This window comes from Achromobacter sp. 1011811831 (genome assembly GCF_059760905.1).
In genome coordinates, this window is record NZ_JCBANG010000006.1 from 20,887 (window position 1) to 37,963 (window position 17,077).

Consider the following 17,077-nt stretch of genomic DNA (forward strand, 5'->3'; position numbering starts at 1 on the left):
TGTCCATGTCTTCCATGCTCATCAGGCGAACCCGCGCGGCGCGATCGCGCCGGCTCCTCGCCATCCTGTCGCTGGCCGCCTGCGGGTGGAACGCCGAGGCCCAAACCGAGAGCGGCGCATTCTCGATGCCGGACGGCACGCTCTACCTGGACGTGCTGGTCAACGGCAAGTCCGCCGGCGAGATCCAGAAGGTGGAGTACCGGCAGGGCCACTACTACCTGCCGGCCTCCGTGCTGAAGCATCTGGGCGTGAAGGTCGAGTCGCCGGACCAGGACGTGGTCGCGGTGGACCAGATTCCTGGCGTCCAGGTGGCCTTGAACAACGCGGCGCAACAGCTGGCGGTGACCGTGCCGACGGACTGGCTGCCGCAACAGATGGTCGACATGCAGGCGCAGGCCAGGCCGTCGATACAGGCCGACAGCTCGACCGGCGTGCTGCTGAACTACGACGCGTATTTCAACCGGAACCGCCACACGTCGACGTTCTCGGCGTGGAGCGAGCAACGCCTGTTCAGTCCCTTTGGCGCGCTGTCGTCGACTGGCGCGTGGCGCGGTTCCCTGCGCGGGCAGTACACGACGGGCGGCCCGCGTTTCATGCGCTACGACACGCAATGGCGCTATAACGACCCCGCCACCATGCGCAAGTACGTCCTGGGCGATCTCGTGACCGACTCCCTGGCCGATTCCAGTTCCGTGCGCATGGCGGGCGTGCAGATCGGGCGCAACTTCGCCACGCGGCCAGACCTGGTGACCTACCCCGTGCCGCAGTTCGCCGGCCAGGCGGCCGTGCCGACGGCGGTGGACCTGTTCATCAACAACTATCGCATGGGCACGCGCGAGGTCGGGCCGGGGCCGTTCACGGTGCAAAGCCTGCCCTATATCAACGGCGCCGGCACAGCCACGGTGGTCACGCGCGATGCGCTGGGCCGGGAGGTCAGCCAGGAAGTGTCTTTCTATGTGTCGAATGAGCTGCTGAGTCCGGGCTTGACGGACTACAGCGCCTCTGTGGGCGTGCTGCGCAGGCAGTACGGTGTGGTCTCCTTCGATTATGGCGACATCGCCGCCAGCGGCGTGGTTCGCCGGGGCCTGAGTTCCGGATGGACCGGAACCGCCTGGGCGCAGGGGGCGCCCGGTTTCGCCGCCGGCGGCCTTGGCTCGAACATCCAGGTGGGAATGCTGGGCGTGGTCAATGCCTCGATCGCCGCCAGCCACGCAGCACCAGGCAAGATCGGCCAACCGCAGGCGCAGGACCCGCGCGCGCGGTCGATCGTCGAAGTGATGCTGGGGCGCGCGCCGGCGACGCGCGGCGGTCCGGAGTACAACGACAGCGCCCTCAACGGCCGGCAATGGTCGCTCGGCTATTCGTATGCCAACCAGAACTTCAGCGTGGGGCTGCGGCGCACACAGCGCGACGAGGGTTTCGCGAACCTGGGCCTGTACCGGAACACGGGCCGCCTGGCCAGGCGGGAAGACCAGGCCACCGCCAGCCTGTCCATGGGCAGCTACGGCGCGCTGGGCTTGGGCTGGTTCGATATGGACTATGGCCCCGGCCAGCGCACGCGCCTGCTCAACCTGTCCTACGGCTTGCCGCTGGGACAAGGAATGAACCTGTATACCAGCGCCAATCGCGAGATCGGCTCGTCGGGTTTCGGCGCCCAGCTGTCCTTGTCGATCTCGCTGGGCGAGGGCGCCAGCGCCAGCGCCAGCGTCAGCCGCGACCGCGACGGTCGGCGCACGGAACAGGTCGGCTATGCGAAAGCCGCGCCCCTGGCTGGCGGCGTCGGCTGGAGCCTGGGCGCCAGCCATGCCACGGCGGACGATATGTACCGCCAGGCCGAGATCAACTGGCGCGCCCGGCGCTTCGACCTGCGCGGCGGCGTCTACGGCCAGCGCAGCGAGTTGACGCAATGGGCGCAACTGGGCGGATCGATCATCGCCATGGACGGCGCATTGCATCTGGCCCGGCCCGTGACCGACGCCTTCGCCCTGGTCTCCACCGATGGCTACGCCGGCGTGCCCGTGAGTTTCGAGAACCAGGACGTGGGCGTGACCGATGCCAACGGCCACCTGCTGATTCCCTCCGTCACATCCTGGTATGCCGCGCATATCGGGATCGATCCGGTGAATCTGCCGGCGGACGTGAAGATTCCCGTGGCCAAGACCCAGGCCGCCGTCCGCGACCGCAGCGGGCTGCTGTTGCGCTTTCCTATCGAAAAGCTGCGGGCGGGCGTGTTCTCGGCGATGCATGGCGACGGCCGTCAGGTAGCCGCCGGCAGCCGGGTCCAGGCAGACGGCAAGGATGTCGCCTGGGTCGGCCGCGAAGGCGAGGTCTACCTGGAAGCGCTGCCGGCCGCCCCGACCTTGAGCGTGCTGCCCGCCGACGGCAAGCCCGCCTGCCAGGTGTCCCTCGGTTCCCCGCCGCCGCAGACCGGCATCGTCCGCCTCGGCGCCCTTACCTGCCAATGAGCCCATTCATCATGCGCATCCTGCTTCGATCGTTACTGGTTTTCCTGGCGCTGATGGCCGGCATGGCGGCAGCTGGCCGGGCGCAGACCCCGGCCCAGGTCGTCCAGAATTGCCAGGGTGGCATCGCGCCGCCCGTCGACTTCGGCGCGTTCTATTCCTGGGAGCTCTACAAGAGCCAGAATTCGCGGCAATTCGATTCCAGCTTTCAATGCAATTTCTTTTCGCTTGTCAATCTCGGGACAAATTCCGAACTCAAGGTGACGGCATTGAGCGCCAATGGGGGTTCGATGGTCGCATCGTCAGGGGGCGCCTTCCGCGTGCCCTACAAGCTGTACAGCGATGCGAAAAGTACCATCAACTTGCCATTTGGCCAGCAGGTTAATCTGCCGCAAGGCGGACTCAGTTTCCTGGGGCTGGGCGGTTCTGTGGGCGGCAGCGTGCAGCTCTTCCTGGAAACGCAGGCCAACGCGGTGCCGATCGCCGGCAAATACACCGACATCATTTCCCTCAGGTGGGAGTGGGGCTACTGCTCGTTTGGCGCGCTTGGATTTTGCGCCCCATTTTTCTGGCATAGCGGCACCGCGAATACGACCGTCAACGTCGCCATCAACGTGCGCAAGTCCTGCAATATCAATGGCGCGACGGCCACGTTGAACTTTGGCGCCCAGCCGCTGGTCTCGATGTTCAAGTCGTCGACCGCCAATCTGGAAGTCTATTGCACGTTGCTGGCGCCATATAAATTCTACGTCGACGATGGGGAAAATCCCGCCAACGGCATGCGCAGGATGAAAGGACCTGGCAATAACTACATCGAATACCAGCTCTACCAGCCGGGCACAGGCAACATCATCAGCCAGGGCGCGCCGCTCAACGGCACGGGCATGGGTCTCAATCAATCAATAGCGATAGAAGGGCGCATCAACACCCAGCAGGCCGACGTGCCGGTGGGCGCCTATATGGATCGGCCGATCATGACAATAGAGTACTGACGGCGGTTGTGGCGCTGGCCGGCGCGGCTGGCTATCTGAGCATGAGGCATCACCTAACGAGACGCCTTGCTCATGACGCCAGGAGATCAATGCGCGCTGTCGTTGTGCCGCAATGACTCTTCCTGGATGGTCTCGCCCAGCACGCCGAGGTGCTCGCAAAGGCTCTCCACGCCCCCCATCAAGCGGGCCACGGTTTCCGCGTCGAAGGGGGCAGCGCCGCTGGCGCCCGGTTCCAGTGCGCTGTTGCCAACCAGCCGCGCAATCGTCTCTATGCCGAGCCGGGCGCGTTCCAGTTGATGCAGGCGGGAAAGGCGCAGGCGGCCGTATTCGGGCTCGTCCGCGATGGACCAGCGATTGGTGGTCAGGGGATGAGGCTGGGTGGTCACGGAGCTTCCTTGGGACAGGCTGAAAACTGCGGTGGCGCGCAATTCGTATTCCGGCTCTCAGCCCGGGCTAGCGATGACGTGGCGGCGGGGAAAGTATAGGAATACCTCCATTGATCCTGCAATGGATCGCTTGTCTGATTTTTGCTGTCAGTCGGGCCTCGGCTTACATGCGGCGAGAAAGTCTCAACCCATGCAGAATGGCAGCTGCGCAGGGAATGGATACGCCGCATTTCTCAGCTTGAAATTTTTTCCGATCTTGAAAAATGGGCAAGGGAATCCAAAGGATCGCTGGCGCTTCTGAAGCCGCGCGAACCGACCGGATTGAGCATTGTGACTGCCACAAAGGCGGAGTGGTCCGAAGAGGAAATCCTCAAGCTGACGCGTGCTCGGGGGCAGGGCAGCTTTATCGGCGATGTCGCAGGGACTACGGATCGGATTGCGATGAGGTCTTCCGGCAGAAGCTGTCGGGATCAATACAATCCAAGGACATGATGCTGTTGAAGGGCAATCAGCATCGCTTCCAGAATCAATGGCTCATCATCAGTCTCATCTATCCGCCCAGGAAAACGCCAACGATGCAGGGCGCACTGCCATCGACAGGTGGACGTATTCGTAGCCCGATTGATTGAGCGCCGTTCTCAATGCGGTTTTTGAAAAACCCCGCTTGCGGGAAAGCGGCATTTCGCGAACATCGACGACGGTGCCAATGTTGTCGTGCGAAAGCAAGGACATGAACCTGGTGAGGTCAATGCCTTCATAGCCGATGGTGAAGATCATGGTGACGTAGCTCGATTCGAGTGCTCCGACTTTGGCTGCTTTGCCCTGCTCGTCACGAAGGTTCGCGGTACGCCGCAGTCCGAGAAGCCGCCAATTCTCCGGGCTCTGTATCAGCGCGCAGCGTCGAAACCCAACGCAAGACACCACGTATGCAGAAACTGGCCGCCCGCGCGGCCAGTTTCTGCGGGCGAAGCAAGCCTCGCCACCGACCACGGCTCCAGCAACGCCACATCCCTCGAAACCCGTAGCCCCGCCCGAGGGGCGGCCCACGAAGCGACAGCAACGACAGGTCCCACGAAGCACAACACGCAATTCAACGGCAGCGAGCACACCCAGCACCCGCCCCCGCAAGAGGCTACCTACTTGACAGCCACCTGCCCAGCCCCACCAGGCACAGGATTTCCCCATCCCCCACCCAGCGCCCGAATCAACCCCACGGCAGACCGAGCCTGCTCCCCGCTCAACTGCACCGACACCCGCTGCTGCAGCAACACGCTGCGATCCGCTTCGATCACATCCAGATAGTTGATCGCCCCCTCCCGGTACTGCGTGTGCGACAGCTTCGCTGCCCGCGCCGCCGACTCCACGGCCGCGTCCTGCGCCCGCGTCTGGTCCGCCAGAATCCGCAGGTTCGCCAGATTGTCCTCGACCTCGCGGAACGCATTCAGCACCGTCTGCCGGTACACCGCCACGTCTTCCTCGTAGACCGCGCGGGCGCGATCCAGGCCGGCCTGGCGGCGGCCGCCGTCGAAGATCGGCATCGACAGCGCCGCGCCCACCAGCGGACCCAGCAGGAACGTGCGGCTGGACCACTGGAACAGATTGCCCAGCTCCGACGACTCGTAGCCGAAGGCGCCGGTGATATCCAGGCGCGGGAAGAACGCCGACTTGGCCGCGCCGACGCGGGCGTTGGCGGCGGCCATCGCGCGCTCGGCGGCGGCGATGTCGGGGCGGCGTTCCAGCAGCGTGGACGGCAGGCCGGCCGGCACCGATACCGCGACCTTCTGCAGCGGCTGCGGCGGCATGGCGAAGTCGGACGGCGCGCGGCCCAGCAGCACGGCCAGCGCGTGCTCGGCGGCGGCGCGGCGGCGGTCGATGCCCAGCGCCTCGGACTGCGCCTGCGCCAGCTCGGACCTGGCGCGCGCCAGGTCCAGCTCGCTGATGTCGCCGGCGTCATAGCGCCGCTGGATCAGCTGCAGCGTGTCGGTGCGCAGCTTGACCGTCTGGCGATAGAGCTGTGCCTCGGCGTCCTGTTCCCGCACCTGGAAATAGGTGGTGGCGACGTCGGCCTGCAGCGCCAGCAGCACCGAGCGGTACAGCGCCTCGCTCTGCTGCGCGTCGGCGGTGGCGGCGTCGGCCGTCGACGAGACACGGCCGAACAGGTCGGCCTCGTAGGCCACGCTGGCCTGGGCGCGCCAGGTGGTCGACGGGCTGGTCGGCGTGCCGTCGGGCAGGCCGCGCGACACCGCCGAGGGGCGCTGGCGCGACGGGCCGAAGGCGGCGTCCAGGCTGGGGAAGAAGGCGGCGCGCGCCTCGCGCTGCAGGGCGCGGGCCTGGGTCAGGCGGGCGGCGGCGGCCTGCAGGTTCTGGTTGGCGCGCAGCGCTTCTTCCTGCAACTGGTTCAGGCCCTCGTCGCCGAACAGCTTCCACCATTCGCCGCGCAGGGCTTCCTCGGAGGGTTCGGCGGTTTTCCAGCTGCCGGCTTCCGAGGCGGGCAGGGCGGCTTCCTTGTAGGCAGCCGGGGTGGCGGCCGCGGGCCGCTGGTAGTCCGGTCCCACCGCGCAGCCGGCCAGCACGAGCAGCGTGGCAAGCAGGGCGGAACCGCGGATCAGTCTTTTCTTCATGATGGCTATTCTCTTGAGGGCGCGTCCCGCCCCGCTGGACGGGACGCGCTGGCTTCTCGCTCTAGTCCTGGTTCGATGGCCGGATCAGGCGCCGTGCTGCGAGGCGGGCGGCGCGTGCGGGTCGATGTGCGGCACGCAGACCGGCGCTTCATGCGGCGCCGCCGAATGCAGCTGCTTGCCGCCGATGGAGCGCAGCAGCACGTAGAACACCGGCGTCAGGAACAGGCCGAACAGGGTCACGCCCAGCATGCCGAAGAACACGGCGACGCCCATGGCGTGGCGCATTTCCGAGCCGGCGCCGGACGACAGCACCAGCGGCACCACGCCCATGATGAAGGCGATCGACGTCATCAGGATGGGGCGCAGGCGCAGGCGGCTGGCCTCGATGGCGGCTTCCAGCGGGCTGCGGCCGTTCATCTCCAGCTCGCGGGCGAATTCCACGATCAGGATCGCGTTCTTGGCCGACAGGCCCACCAGCACCATCAGCCCGATCTGGGTGAAGATGTTGTTGTCGGCGCCGGTCAGGTACACGCCCGTCAGCGCCGCCAGGATGCTCATCGGCACGATCATGATCACGGCCAGCGGCAGCGTCAGGCTTTCGTACAGCGCGGCCAGCACCAGGAACACCAGCAGCACGCTGATGGGGAACACCCACAGGCCGGCGTTGCCCGCCAGGATCTGCTGATAGGTCAGGTCGGTCCATTCCAGCTTCATGCCGCGCGGCAGCGTCTCGGCGGCCACGCGCTCGGCCGCGGCCTGGGCCTGGTCGGACGAATAGCCCGGCGCCGGCCCGCCGTTGATGTCGGCGGCGGTGTAGCCGTTGTAGCGCACCACCATTTCCGGGCCGAAGGTCTGCTTGACCGTGACCAGCGACGACAGCGGCACCATGTCGCCGGCGCTGTTGCGGGTCTTCAGCTGCAGGATGTCGTCGGCATGGGCGCGGAACGGCGCGTCCGCCTGTGCCCGCACCTGGAAGACGCGGCCGAAGCGGTTGAAGTCGTTCACGTACATCGAGCCCAGGTAGATCTGCATGGTGTCGAACACTTCCGTCACCGGCACGCCCAGCTGCTTGGCCTTGACGCGGTCCAGGTCGACGTCCAGCTGCGGCACGTTGATCTCGTAGCTGGAGAAGGCCGGGCCCAGTTCCGGCGCCTGGCGCGCCTTGGCCAGGAAGGCGGCCTTGGCTTTGTCCAGCTCGGCGTAGCCGGCTGCGCCGCGGTCCTCGATCTGGAACTTGAAGCCGCCCAGCGTGCCCAAACCCATCACGGGCGGGGGCGGGAACACGGCGATGAACGCGTCCTGGATGGCGGCGAACTTCTGGTTCAGCGAGCCCGCGATGGCGTTGCCCGACAGCGCGGCGCCCTTGCGCTCGTTGAAGGGCTTGAGCATCACGAACACGATGCCGGCGCTGGAGCTGTTGGTGAAGCCGTTGATCGACAGGCCGGGGAAGGCGATGGCGCTCTGCACGCCGGGTTCCTTCAGGGCGATGTCGCTCATGCGTCGGATCACCGCGTCGGTGCGGTCCAGCGAGGCGCCGTTGGGCAGCTGCGTGAAGCCGATCAGGTACTGCTTGTCCTGCGCGGGCACGAAGCCGCCGGGCACCAGGTACGACACGCCGATGGTGGCGGCCACCAGCAGGGCGTATACGCCCATGGCGCCGGCCTTGCGGCGGATCACGCCGGACACGCCCACGCCATAGGATTCCGAGGCGCGGCCGAACATGTTGTTGAACCAGTTGAAGAAGCGGCCGAAGACGCGGTTCATGCCACGGGTCAGCCAGTCGGGTTTCTCGTGATGGCCCTTGAGCAGGATGGCCGACAGCGCCGGCGACAGGGTCAGCGAGTTGAACGCCGAGATCACCGTCGAGATGGCGATGGTCATGGCGAACTGCTTGTAGAACTGCCCGGTCAGACCGGTCATGAAGGCCAGCGGCACGAACACCGCGCACAGCGTCAGCGCGATGGCGATGATGGGGCCGCTCACTTCCCGCATGGCGCGGTAGGTCGCCTCGCGCGGGGTGAGCCCGGCGGCGATGTTGCGCTCGACGTTTTCCACCACCACGATGGCGTCGTCCACCACGATGCCGATGGCCAGCACCATGCCGAACAGCGACAGCGCGTTGATGGAATAGCCGAAGACCAGGAGCAGCGCGAAGGTGCCCACGATGGAGACCGGCACGGCCAGCAGCGGGATGATGGACGCGCGCCAGGTCTGCAGGAACAGGATCACCACCAGAACCACCAGCGCGATCGCTTCCAGCAGCGTGTGAACCACCGCCTCGATGCTGGCGCTGACGAACTGGGTGGGGTCGTACTCGATGCGGTACTCCACGCCCGGGGGAAAGTCCTGGGCCAGCTCGGCCATGGCCGCGCGCACCTTGGTGGACACGTCCAGCGCGTTGGCGCCGGGCGACTGCATGATGCCCATGCCCACCGCCTGCTTGTTGTCCAGCAGCGAGCGCAGGCCGTATTCCTGGGCGTCCAGCTCCACGCGCGCCACGTCGGACAGGTGCGTCACGGCGCCGTCGGGCGAGGTCTTCAGGATGATGTCGCGGAACTCTTCCTCGGTCTGCAGGCGGCCGCGCGCGTTCACGTTCAGCTGCAGCGGCACGTCGCCGAGCGTGGGCGAGGCGCCGATCACGCCGGCGGCGACCTGCACGTTCTGCTCGCGGATGGCGCTGACCACTTCGCCGGCGGTCATGCCGCGCTGGGCGACCTTCTGCGGGTCCAGCCAGACGCGCATCGAGTAGTTGCCCGAGCCCCACACCGTCACTTCGCCCACGCCCGTGATGCGGGCCAGGCGGTCCTTGACGTTCAGGATCGCGTAGTTACGCAGGTAGGTGATGTCGTAGCGGTCATTGGGCGAGATCAGGTGCACCACCAGCGTCAGCGTGGGCGAGCTCTTGGCCGTGGTCACGCCCAGGCGCTGCACGTCCGGCGGCAGGCGTGGCAGCGCCTGCGAGACGCGGTTCTGCACCAGCTGCTGGGCCTTGTCCGGGTCCACGCCCAGCTTGAAGTTGACCGTCAGCGTCAGGTTGCCGTCGCTGTTGGCCTGAGACTGCATGTAGAGCATGTTCTCGACGCCGTTGATGGATTCCTCCAGCGGCGAGGCGACGGTTTCGGCGATGACCTTGGGGTTGGCGCCGGGGTACTGGGCGCGCACCACCACCGAGGGCGGCACGACTTCCGGGTACTCCGAGATGGGCAGCTGGAACATGGCCAGCAGGCCCGCCAGCAGCACCAGCACGGACAGCACGCCCGCGAAGATCGGCCGGTCGATGAAGAATTTCGAGATGTTCATGAGGATACTCTTCGGGTGCGGCGGCTCAGTTCACCGAGGCCACGGCGTTCGATGCGGTCTGGACCGGCTTGCGCTGGGCCGAGGCCATGGGCACGACGGTGGGCGTCACGGGGTCGCCCGGACGCACGCGTTGCAGGCCGTTGACGACGATGCGCTCGCCGGCCGCCAGGCCGGAATCGACCACGCGCAGGCCGTCCTGGTTGGCGCCCAGCTTGACCTGGCGATAGATGGCGTTGTTCTTGTCGTCCAGCACCAGCACGTAGCGCTTGTCCTGGTCGGTGCCGATGGCCTTCTCGTCGATCAGCACGGCCTGGCGCGGCTCGGTGCCTCCCAGGCGGATGCGGGCGTACAGTCCGGGCAGCAGCGAACCGTCGCCGTTGTCGAACTCGGCGCGCACGCGGATGGTGCCGGACGTGGCGTCCAGGCGGTTGTCCACCGATTGCACGACGCCGGTGCGCGAATAACCGTCCTCGTTGGCCAGGCCCAGTTCCACCGGCACGCTGCCGGCCTTGCCGTTGCGGGCCGGGTTGATGTACTTCAGGAAGGTTTGTTCGTCCACGTCGAACGATGCGTACATCTTGGACACCGACACCAGCGTGGTCAGCGGCACCGAGGCGGCGCCGGCGGCGACCACGTTGCCCACCGTGACCTCGGCGCGCGAGACGCGGCCGGCCACCGGGGCCTCGATGCGGGTGTAGCCCAGGTTCAGCTTGGCGTAGTCCAGCGCGGCCTGGGCGCCCTGCAGGTTGGCGGCGGCTTCGCGGGCGGCGTTCTGCTTTTCCTCGAAGTCGCGGCGCGCGATGGCGTTGTCGCCCAGCAGGCGCTGGCCGCGCGCCAGCTCGCTGGCGGTGTAGGAAGCGCGGGCGCGAGCCGCCGTCAGGGTGGCGGCGGCGCGGTCCACCTCGGCCGCGTAGGGGCGCGGGTCGATGGTGAAGAGCACGTCGCCCTTCTTGACGATGGTGCCGTCCTGGAAGTGCACCGCGGTCAGGGTGCCGGAGACCAGCGGTCGGATGTCGACCCGGTCGATGGCTTCCAGCCGGCCGGAATAGCGCTGCCAGTCGACGATGGTCTTGTTGACCACTTCGGCCACGTCGACCTGGGGCGCGGCGGGCGCTGTCTGGGCCTGGGCGGCATTGGCGCCGGCGGGCGCGCGAAACAGGGCATAGCCGCCGCCGGCCGCGATGACGGCTGCGAAAACGGCGAGCACAGCAAAACGATTACGCGAAACCATGATGTTCCTTGATGTGAGGAGAGGAGCGAAGCGTCCGCGCGTAAAGGCCGGGGGGCGGGCGGCGGCGGCCGGCGGGCCGCCTGGGCACGGCAATCCTCGGCTTCCGTTTCATGCTGCGTTGCAACATCGACCGGGGTCGGCTGTCCGGCGCTGGCAGCTTGGCTAGGGCTGGCCGGGGCGCGGACGCGGAGGCTGAGGGTTGACGTGCCCGTCTGGCGGTGCCGGGAGGCACGGGCGCTTCAAGATGGTTGCCATTCTGAGTGTTATCTGGTGCCGGATAAACCCGTCTAATTCGGCAACACTAGTCGTCAGGAACGACTAATCTCGACGGGTTTCGGGTTATGCTTCCCACACCCCGACTTTTACAGAGCACGCCGACATGGACCGCTTCCAGGCTATGCAGGTGTTCGTGCGCGTCGTGGACGCCAATAGCTTCACCCGGGCGGCCGACAGCCTTTCCCTTCCGCGCACCACCGTCACCACCATCATCCAGAACCTCGAACGCCTGCTGGGCGTGCGTCTGCTGAACCGCACCACGCGGCGCATCGGCCTGACGCCGGACGGCGCCGGCTATTACCAGCACTGCGTGCGCATCCTGGCCGACGTCGAGGAAACCGAGGCCTGCTTCCAGGAAGCGGCGCTGCGCCTGAAGGGGCGGCTGCGCATCGACGTGCCGACCTGCATCGGCCGGCTGATCCTGATTCCGTCATTGTGCGATTTCCACGACAAGTACCCCGATGTCGAGCTGGTGCTGGGCCTGGGCGACCGGCCGGTGGACATGGTGCAGGAAGCCGTCGACTGCGTGATCCGCTCCGGCGACCTGGAGGATTCCAGCCTGGTGGCGCGCCGCATCGGCATGCTGCAGACCGTGACCTGCGCGTCGCCGTCGTACATCGCGCGCCATGGCATGCCGCAGACCATCGAGGAACTGGGCCGGCACCACGCGGTGCATTACTTCATGAGCCGCAGCGGCCGCAATTGCGCCTGGAACTTCAAGGTGGACGGCAAGCACCAGGAAGTCGAAATGAAGGGCACGGTGGCGGTGAACGAGGCCGGCGCCTACCTGGATTGCGGGCTGAAGGGCTTCGGCCTGATCCAGACCCCGCGCTACATGGCGCTGCCGCACCTGCAATCGGGCGAGCTGATCGAGGTGCTGCCGCAGTGGAAGCCCGGCGCCGTGCCGATGTCCATCCTCTACCCGCAGAGCCGCCAGCTCTCGCCCAAGGTGCGCGCCTTCGCCGACTGGGTGGCCGAGCTGTTCGCCAGCTGCCCCTTGCTGAGCGGCCGCGACGAGACCGATCCCGCCGCGCTCACCTGCGGCGTCTTCAAGACCGAGGCGGCCAAGGCCCGGCTGCCCGCGCCGCAGCCCGAGCCCGCCCGCGCCACGCTGACCGAGGCCCTGCTCGGCCGGCGCAGCGCCCGCGAGGAAGCGGCGGAATACGCGCTGTAGGCGGATGATGGCGCCGGCACGATCAGGGCCGGCCGCCATTGCGCCGAGAGGCGCGGGACTCCGGCCCGGACGCTTTCGCGTCCGCCCGTCCCCATTTCCTGGGGAAACCCCGTAGCAATTACAGGCTTCGCGTCCATCGCATGATGTGAAACGTCTGTATAGTCCGACAGTCAAAGCCCGTAACGCCTTTTCTGTCGATACGCATACATGCAGCCTGTCCTTCCCGCATACCTGATCGCCCGTGGGCTTTTGTTGCTCGTACTGTTGGCGGGAGCGTATTTCCTCAGCGGTTTCCTGGTGCCCGCGCTGGCGGCGCTGATCATCGGCCTGGCCAGCTGGCCGGTCTACCAGCGCCTGGTGGCGCGCTGCGGCGGACGCACCGCGTTGGCGGCCACGCTGGCGCTGCTGGTGGTCATCGTGGTGCTGGTCGTGCCGCTGTCGCTGGCGCTGTCCTACGCCATCAAGGAAGCCAGCTCCTTCTTCGCCTGGGCCATCGCGGCTAACCGCCACGGCGTCGACGTGCCCGCCTGGATCACGTCCATGCCGGTGCTGGGCGAGCGGCTGGCGGAATACTGGCAGGCCTACATTGGCCAGCCCCACGCGCTGGGCGCGCTGGTCGAGGCCGTCAGTGGCGAACACCTGGGCAACATCTACCGCATGGTGCTGGCCGCCACCGGCAATGTGTTCCAGCTGCTGCTGACCGTGCTGTTCATGCTGATCACGCTGTTCTTCGTCTACAAGGACGGTAACCGCATGGTGGCCCAGCTGGACGTGCTGGGCGAACGCATCCTGCCGGCGCGCTGGCAGCGTTTCTCGCGCGTGGTGCCGGCCACCATCAACTCCACCGTCACCGGCATGGGCCTGATCGCCCTGGGCGAGGGCGTGGTGCTGGGCGTGGCCTACTGGGTCGCGGGCGTGCCTTCGCCGGTGCTGCTGGGCGTGGTGACCGGCTTCATGGCGCTGATCCCCGGCGGCGCGCCGCTGTCCTTCACGCTGGTGTCGCTGTACCTGGTCGGCTCCGGCCACATGGTCGCCGGCATCGCGCTGATGGTCTGGGGCAGCGTGGAGCTGTTCATCGTCGACAAGACCCTGCGTCCGCGCCTGGTGGGCGGGCCGGTCAAGCTGCCGTTCCTGCCAACCTTCTTCGGCCTGGTGGGCGGGGTCAAGACCATGGGCATCGTGGGCCTGTTCGTCGGCCCGGTGCTGATGGCGCTGCTGGTGGCCGTGTGGCGCGAATGGGTGCACCACGAGGAACAGGAGCGCGACGCCGCCGCCGGCAAGTGATCCGGCACGGCCGACGGCCGCTTCTCCTCCGCGCCACGGGAAATTGAAATTTCTGTCTTGACAGAAATTTCAGGCGCCTCGACACTGGAGTCATGAAACTGACTCCCATCGCACAACGCTTCATTCTCCACTGGGGAGACATGGGCAACAGCTGGGGCGTGAACCGGACGGTCGCGCAGATCCACGCGCTACTCTTCTTCCACGGCAGGCCGCTGAACGCCGAGGAAATCGCCGACACGCTGAGCGCCGCGCGCTCCAACGTCAGCAACAGCATCAAGGAATTGCTGAACTGGGGCCTGATCCGCAGCAGTCGCCGGCCCGGCGATCGGCGCGACTACTTCGAAACCTCCGCCGACGTCTGGGAACTGCTGCGCACCATCGTGCGCGAGCGCAAGCAGCGCGAGTTCGACCCCACCTCGCAGATGCTGCGCGACCTGATCGCCGAACCCGGCTTCGAGGCGGAATCGCCCGACACCCAGGACCGCGTGCACGAGACGCTGCGCCTGATGGAATCGCTGGGCATCTGGACCGACGAGATGCTGCGCCTGTCTCCCGCCACGCTGGACAAGGTGCTGCGCCTGGGCGCCAGCGTGCAACGCTTCATCCGTTCCGGGCCGCCGCCCACGGCCGCGCCCAAGCGCAAGCGCTGAGCGAATATTTCTGTAATCAGAGAAATGTGAGGCCACCATACGTATCCTGGTCTGCGGCGGCACGGGTTTCATCGGCCGCCATATCGTCGACAGCCTGAAGCAGGCGGGCCACGAGCCCGTGCAGCGCAGCCGCCGCACGGCGCCCCCGCTGGATTTTTCCAGGGCGCTCGCGGCCGAGGCCTGGCTGCCGCATCTGGCCGGCATCGACGCCGTGGTCAACGCCGCGGGCGTGCTGCGCGACAGCGCCAGCCGGCCGCTGCAAGCCATGCACGCCGACGCCCCCATCGCGCTGTTCGATGCCTGCGCGGCGGCGGGCGTGCGGCGGGTGGCGCAGATCTCGGCCCTGGGCATCGCCCACAGCGCCACGCGCTACGCCAGCACCAGGCGCGCCGCCGACGAGCATCTGCTGGCGCTGACGCAGCAGGGGCGGTTGAACGGCTGCGTGCTGCGTCCCAGCGTGGTGTTCGGCGCCGGCGGCGCCAGCAGCCAGCTGTTCCTGGCCCTGGCGCGCCTGCCGGCCCTGCTGCTGCCGCGCCCGGTCTTGCAGGCGCGCGTGCAGCCCGTGGCCGTGCGCGACCTGGCCGACGCGGTGGCGCGCATGGCGGGTTCGGATGCGCCGTCGGGCCTGGTCGAGATCGGCGGACCCGAGGCCCTGCCGCTGGCGCAGCTGATCGCCAGCCTGCGCGCGCAGATGGGCCACCGGCCGGCTTGCGTCGGCCCGCTGCCCGGCTGGCTGAGCCGGGCCAGCGCGCGCGCTGGCGACTGGCTGCCGGTGTCGCCCTGGTGCAGCGAAACGCTGGCGCTGCTGGAAAGCGACAACGTCACTGATCCGGCCACCCTGGAACGCTGGCTGGGCCGGCCCGGCGTCGCGCCCGGGCAGCTGCTGGCCACGCTGCGCAGCGATTGAAACGGAGCCGTCGCATGTCATTGTCCGCCGCGAACATCATTCCTCCCGGGCTGCGCCTCATGCATGCCAGCCTGGTCATCGTCTGGCTGGGCACGGCGCTCGTCAGCGCGCTGGAACACAAAGGCCTGAGCGCGCGGCTGCTGGCCGATGCCGGCATCCTCGACACGCGCTGGCAGGCCCTGCTGGTCTGGAGCGGCCTGCTGGCCGACCTGGCCGTGGGCCTGGCGCTGTGGCTGCGGCCCGGCCGCGCCAGCTATCTGGCGGCGCTGGCGCTGATGCTGGCGATGACCGTGACGGCCACCGTCCTGCAGCCCGCGCTGTGGCTGCATCCGCTCGGGCCGCTGCTCAAGAACCTGCCGATCGCGGCCATGCTGCTGCACCTGATGTCGGCCCAAGCCAAGAAGAAGGAGCTCGCATGAATGCCTATCTGTTGCTCAAGTCCGTGCATATCGTGTCCAGCGTGCTGATGGTGGGCACCGGGCTCGGGTCGGCCTTCTACATGTTCTTCACCAACCGCAGCGGCAACGTCGCCGCCCAGGCCGTGGTCAGCCGGCTGGTGGTGCGCGCCGACTGGTGGTTCACCACGCCCTGCGTGATCATTCAGCCGATCTCGGGCATCGCGCTGGCGCACATGGCGGGCTGGTCGCTGACGACGCCCTGGCTGGCACTGTCCATCGGCCTGTACGCGCTGGCGGGCGCCTGCTGGCTGCCGGTGGTCTGGCTGCAGCTGCGCATGGCGGTCATGGCGCGCGACGCGCACGCGGCGCAGGGGGCGCTGCCCGAACTGTACGCACGGTATGCGCGGCGTTGGGAGGCGCTGGGCTACCCGGCCTTCATCGCCATGGCCGTGACCTACTACCTGATGGTCAACAAGCCGGCGCTGTGGGGCGCATGAAACCCGCGTCGGGAGCGCGGGCTTGCCCAGGGCGGCTTGCCCAGGGCGATTTGCAGTAATCTAGCGCCCTTGCGTCCGCTTGCTGTCGATGCCCCGCGGATGCCCGTGTTGCCTTGAGAATCGAGATGGCCGCGTTGCCCACAGATGAACAGATAGCCGTCCTGCGCGAGCAGGGCTTCGTGGTGGCGCGCGGTTTCGCCGATGCCGGCAGGGTGGCCGCCTTGCGCGCGCTGTCCGAGCGCCACTTGCGGGATCACGTCGCGCCGATCGAATACGAGGCCGACCTGCGCTACCCCGGCGCGCCAGAATCGCGCCAGGCCGAGGGCGGCCAGACCGTGCGCCGCCTGCTGTCCGCCTATGGTCGCGACCCGCTGTACGCGCAATGGGCCACGGACCCGGCCATCGGCCAGTGGCTGGCGCGCTATTTCGGCGAGACGCCGGTGCTGTCCACCGTGCACCACAACTGCGTCATGACCAAGCATCCGGCCTACGGCAGCCTGACCGGCTGGCATCAGGACATCCGCTACTGGTCGTTCTCGGATACCGATCTGGTGTCCTGCTGGCTCGCCCTGGGCCACGAGACCCGCGCCAACGGCGGCCTTTCATTCATCCCCGGTTCGCATGCGGCGGCGTTCCAGCCGGCCCAGTTCGACGCCAAGAAATTCTTCCGCGATGACGAGCCGCTGAACACGCCCTGGATCGCGCGCGCGGTCTGTCCGGACCTGGAGCCGGGCGACGTGGTGTTCTTCCACTGCCGCACGCTGCACGCCGCCCAGGGCAACAGCAGCGACCGCGTCAAGCTGTCGCTGGTCCACACCTACCATCCGCAATCCTGTCACCCGCTGCCCGGCACGCGCTCGGCCAGCCAGCCGGGCGTGCCGCTGGCGGGCTGAGCCCGG

15 protein-coding genes are annotated in these 17,077 nt (G+C 67.5%); 10 read left to right on the plus strand and 5 right to left on the minus strand.

Annotation, left to right across the window (positions count from 1 at the left end):
- The first annotated feature begins 5 nt into the window (after nt 1-5).
- Nucleotides 6-2,465: a fimbria/pilus outer membrane usher protein gene (locus tag AC6LJ9_RS03960; protein WP_498146583.1), complete on the plus strand. Its 2,460-nt coding sequence runs from the start codon at nt 6-8 to the stop codon at nt 2,463-2,465.
- A gap of 11 nt (nt 2,466-2,476) precedes the next feature.
- The gene (locus tag AC6LJ9_RS03965) at nt 2,477-3,454 is read left to right on the plus strand and encodes a Csu type fimbrial protein (protein ID WP_498146509.1); all 978 of its coding nucleotides are present in this window, start codon (nt 2,477-2,479) and stop codon (nt 3,452-3,454) included.
- A gap of 86 nt (nt 3,455-3,540) precedes the next feature.
- Here AC6LJ9_RS03965 and AC6LJ9_RS03970 read toward each other — a convergent pair whose 3' ends face one another.
- Nucleotides 3,541-3,840 (minus strand): hypothetical protein, encoded by a 300-nt coding sequence (locus tag AC6LJ9_RS03970; RefSeq protein WP_498146510.1) that lies wholly within the window; start codon nt 3,838-3,840, stop codon nt 3,541-3,543.
- A gap of 263 nt (nt 3,841-4,103) precedes the next feature.
- Between AC6LJ9_RS03970 and AC6LJ9_RS03975 the strand changes: the two genes are divergently transcribed.
- Nucleotides 4,104-4,469 (plus strand): DUF8757 domain-containing protein, encoded by a 366-nt coding sequence (locus AC6LJ9_RS03975; RefSeq protein WP_498146511.1) that lies wholly within the window; start codon nt 4,104-4,106, stop codon nt 4,467-4,469.
- Here AC6LJ9_RS03975 and AC6LJ9_RS03980 read toward each other — a convergent pair.
- The 4 genes from AC6LJ9_RS03980 to AC6LJ9_RS03995 all read right to left on the minus strand — a co-directional run bounded on the left by AC6LJ9_RS03980 (nt 4,387) and on the right by AC6LJ9_RS03995 (nt 10,992).
- A complete protein-coding gene (locus tag AC6LJ9_RS03980) occupies nt 4,387-4,617 on the minus strand; it encodes a DUF488 family protein (protein WP_498146584.1) in 231 nt (76 codons plus the stop codon). The two genes, AC6LJ9_RS03975 and AC6LJ9_RS03980, sit on opposite strands and share 83 nt — an antisense overlap.
- A gap of 359 nt (nt 4,618-4,976) precedes the next feature.
- Nucleotides 4,977-6,461, minus strand: coding sequence for an efflux transporter outer membrane subunit (locus AC6LJ9_RS03985; protein ID WP_498146512.1), 1,485 nt, complete (start codon nt 6,459-6,461; stop codon nt 4,977-4,979).
- A gap of 84 nt (nt 6,462-6,545) precedes the next feature.
- Nucleotides 6,546-9,761 (minus strand): efflux RND transporter permease subunit, encoded by a 3,216-nt coding sequence (locus tag AC6LJ9_RS03990; RefSeq protein ID WP_498146513.1) that lies wholly within the window; start codon nt 9,759-9,761, stop codon nt 6,546-6,548.
- Nucleotides 9,762-9,786: 25 nt separating this feature from the next.
- Nucleotides 9,787-10,992 (minus strand): efflux RND transporter periplasmic adaptor subunit, encoded by a 1,206-nt coding sequence (locus AC6LJ9_RS03995; protein ID WP_498146514.1) that lies wholly within the window; start codon nt 10,990-10,992, stop codon nt 9,787-9,789.
- 379 nt (nt 10,993-11,371) lie between these two features.
- Between AC6LJ9_RS03995 and AC6LJ9_RS04000 the strand changes: the two genes are divergently transcribed.
- From AC6LJ9_RS04000 to AC6LJ9_RS04030, 7 genes are all read left to right on the plus strand, one after another.
- Nucleotides 11,372-12,442 (plus strand): LysR family transcriptional regulator, encoded by a 1,071-nt coding sequence (locus AC6LJ9_RS04000; RefSeq protein ID WP_212320728.1) that lies wholly within the window; start codon nt 11,372-11,374, stop codon nt 12,440-12,442.
- Nucleotides 12,443-12,649: 207 nt separating this feature from the next.
- On the plus strand, nt 12,650-13,726 hold the full coding sequence (locus AC6LJ9_RS04005) for an AI-2E family transporter (protein ID WP_498146515.1): 1,077 nt from the start codon (nt 12,650-12,652) through the stop codon (nt 13,724-13,726).
- A gap of 92 nt (nt 13,727-13,818) precedes the next feature.
- Complete coding sequence (locus tag AC6LJ9_RS04010) at nt 13,819-14,376, plus strand: GbsR/MarR family transcriptional regulator (protein WP_498146516.1); 558 nt, start codon at nt 13,819-13,821, stop codon at nt 14,374-14,376.
- Nucleotides 14,377-14,413: 37 nt separating this feature from the next.
- Nucleotides 14,414-15,283, plus strand: a complete 870-nt coding sequence (locus tag AC6LJ9_RS04015; RefSeq protein ID WP_498146585.1) for an NAD-dependent epimerase/dehydratase family protein — start codon at nt 14,414-14,416, stop codon at nt 15,281-15,283.
- A 14-nt stretch (nt 15,284-15,297) separates the two neighbouring features.
- Nucleotides 15,298-15,702 carry a DoxX-like family protein gene (locus tag AC6LJ9_RS04020; RefSeq protein WP_498146517.1) on the plus strand — a complete coding sequence of 135 codons (405 nt, stop codon included), beginning with the start codon at nt 15,298-15,300 and terminating at the stop codon, nt 15,700-15,702.
- The gene (locus AC6LJ9_RS04025; RefSeq protein ID WP_498146518.1) at nt 15,699-16,178 is read left to right on the plus strand and encodes a DUF2269 family protein; all 480 of its coding nucleotides are present in this window, start codon (nt 15,699-15,701) and stop codon (nt 16,176-16,178) included. Before AC6LJ9_RS04020 ends, AC6LJ9_RS04025 begins: the two co-directional genes overlap by 4 nt.
- A 125-nt stretch (nt 16,179-16,303) precedes the next feature.
- Entirely contained in the window at nt 16,304-17,071 is a 768-nt protein-coding gene (locus AC6LJ9_RS04030) for a phytanoyl-CoA dioxygenase family protein (RefSeq protein ID WP_212320734.1), read from the plus strand.
- The last annotated feature ends 6 nt before the right edge of the window (nt 17,072-17,077 follow it).

Bases quoted from the DNA above. Each gene is read 5' to 3' on its own strand.
- AC6LJ9_RS03960 (WP_498146583.1), top strand. From the start codon at position 6: ATGTCTTCCATGCTCATCAGGCGAACCCGCGCGGCGCGATCGCGCCGG.
- AC6LJ9_RS03965 (WP_498146509.1), top strand. From the start codon at position 2,477: ATGCGCATCCTGCTTCGATCGTTACTGGTTTTCCTGGCGCTGATGGCC.
- AC6LJ9_RS03975 (WP_498146511.1), top strand. From the start codon at position 4,104: ATGGGCAAGGGAATCCAAAGGATCGCTGGCGCTTCTGAAGCCGCGCGA.
- AC6LJ9_RS03980 (WP_498146584.1), bottom strand. From the start codon at position 4,617: ATGATCTTCACCATCGGCTATGAAGGCATTGACCTCACCAGGTTCATG.
- AC6LJ9_RS03985 (WP_498146512.1), bottom strand. From the start codon at position 6,461: ATGAAGAAAAGACTGATCCGCGGTTCCGCCCTGCTTGCCACGCTGCTC.
- AC6LJ9_RS03990 (WP_498146513.1), bottom strand. From the start codon at position 9,761: ATGAACATCTCGAAATTCTTCATCGACCGGCCGATCTTCGCGGGCGTG.
- AC6LJ9_RS03995 (WP_498146514.1), bottom strand. From the start codon at position 10,992: ATGGTTTCGCGTAATCGTTTTGCTGTGCTCGCCGTTTTCGCAGCCGTC.
- AC6LJ9_RS04000 (WP_212320728.1), top strand. From the start codon at position 11,372: ATGGACCGCTTCCAGGCTATGCAGGTGTTCGTGCGCGTCGTGGACGCC.
- AC6LJ9_RS04005 (WP_498146515.1), top strand. From the start codon at position 12,650: ATGCAGCCTGTCCTTCCCGCATACCTGATCGCCCGTGGGCTTTTGTTG.
- AC6LJ9_RS04010 (WP_498146516.1), top strand. From the start codon at position 13,819: ATGAAACTGACTCCCATCGCACAACGCTTCATTCTCCACTGGGGAGAC.
- AC6LJ9_RS04020 (WP_498146517.1), top strand. From the start codon at position 15,298: ATGTCATTGTCCGCCGCGAACATCATTCCTCCCGGGCTGCGCCTCATG.
- AC6LJ9_RS04025 (WP_498146518.1), top strand. From the start codon at position 15,699: ATGAATGCCTATCTGTTGCTCAAGTCCGTGCATATCGTGTCCAGCGTG.
- AC6LJ9_RS04030 (WP_212320734.1), top strand. From the start codon at position 16,304: ATGGCCGCGTTGCCCACAGATGAACAGATAGCCGTCCTGCGCGAGCAG.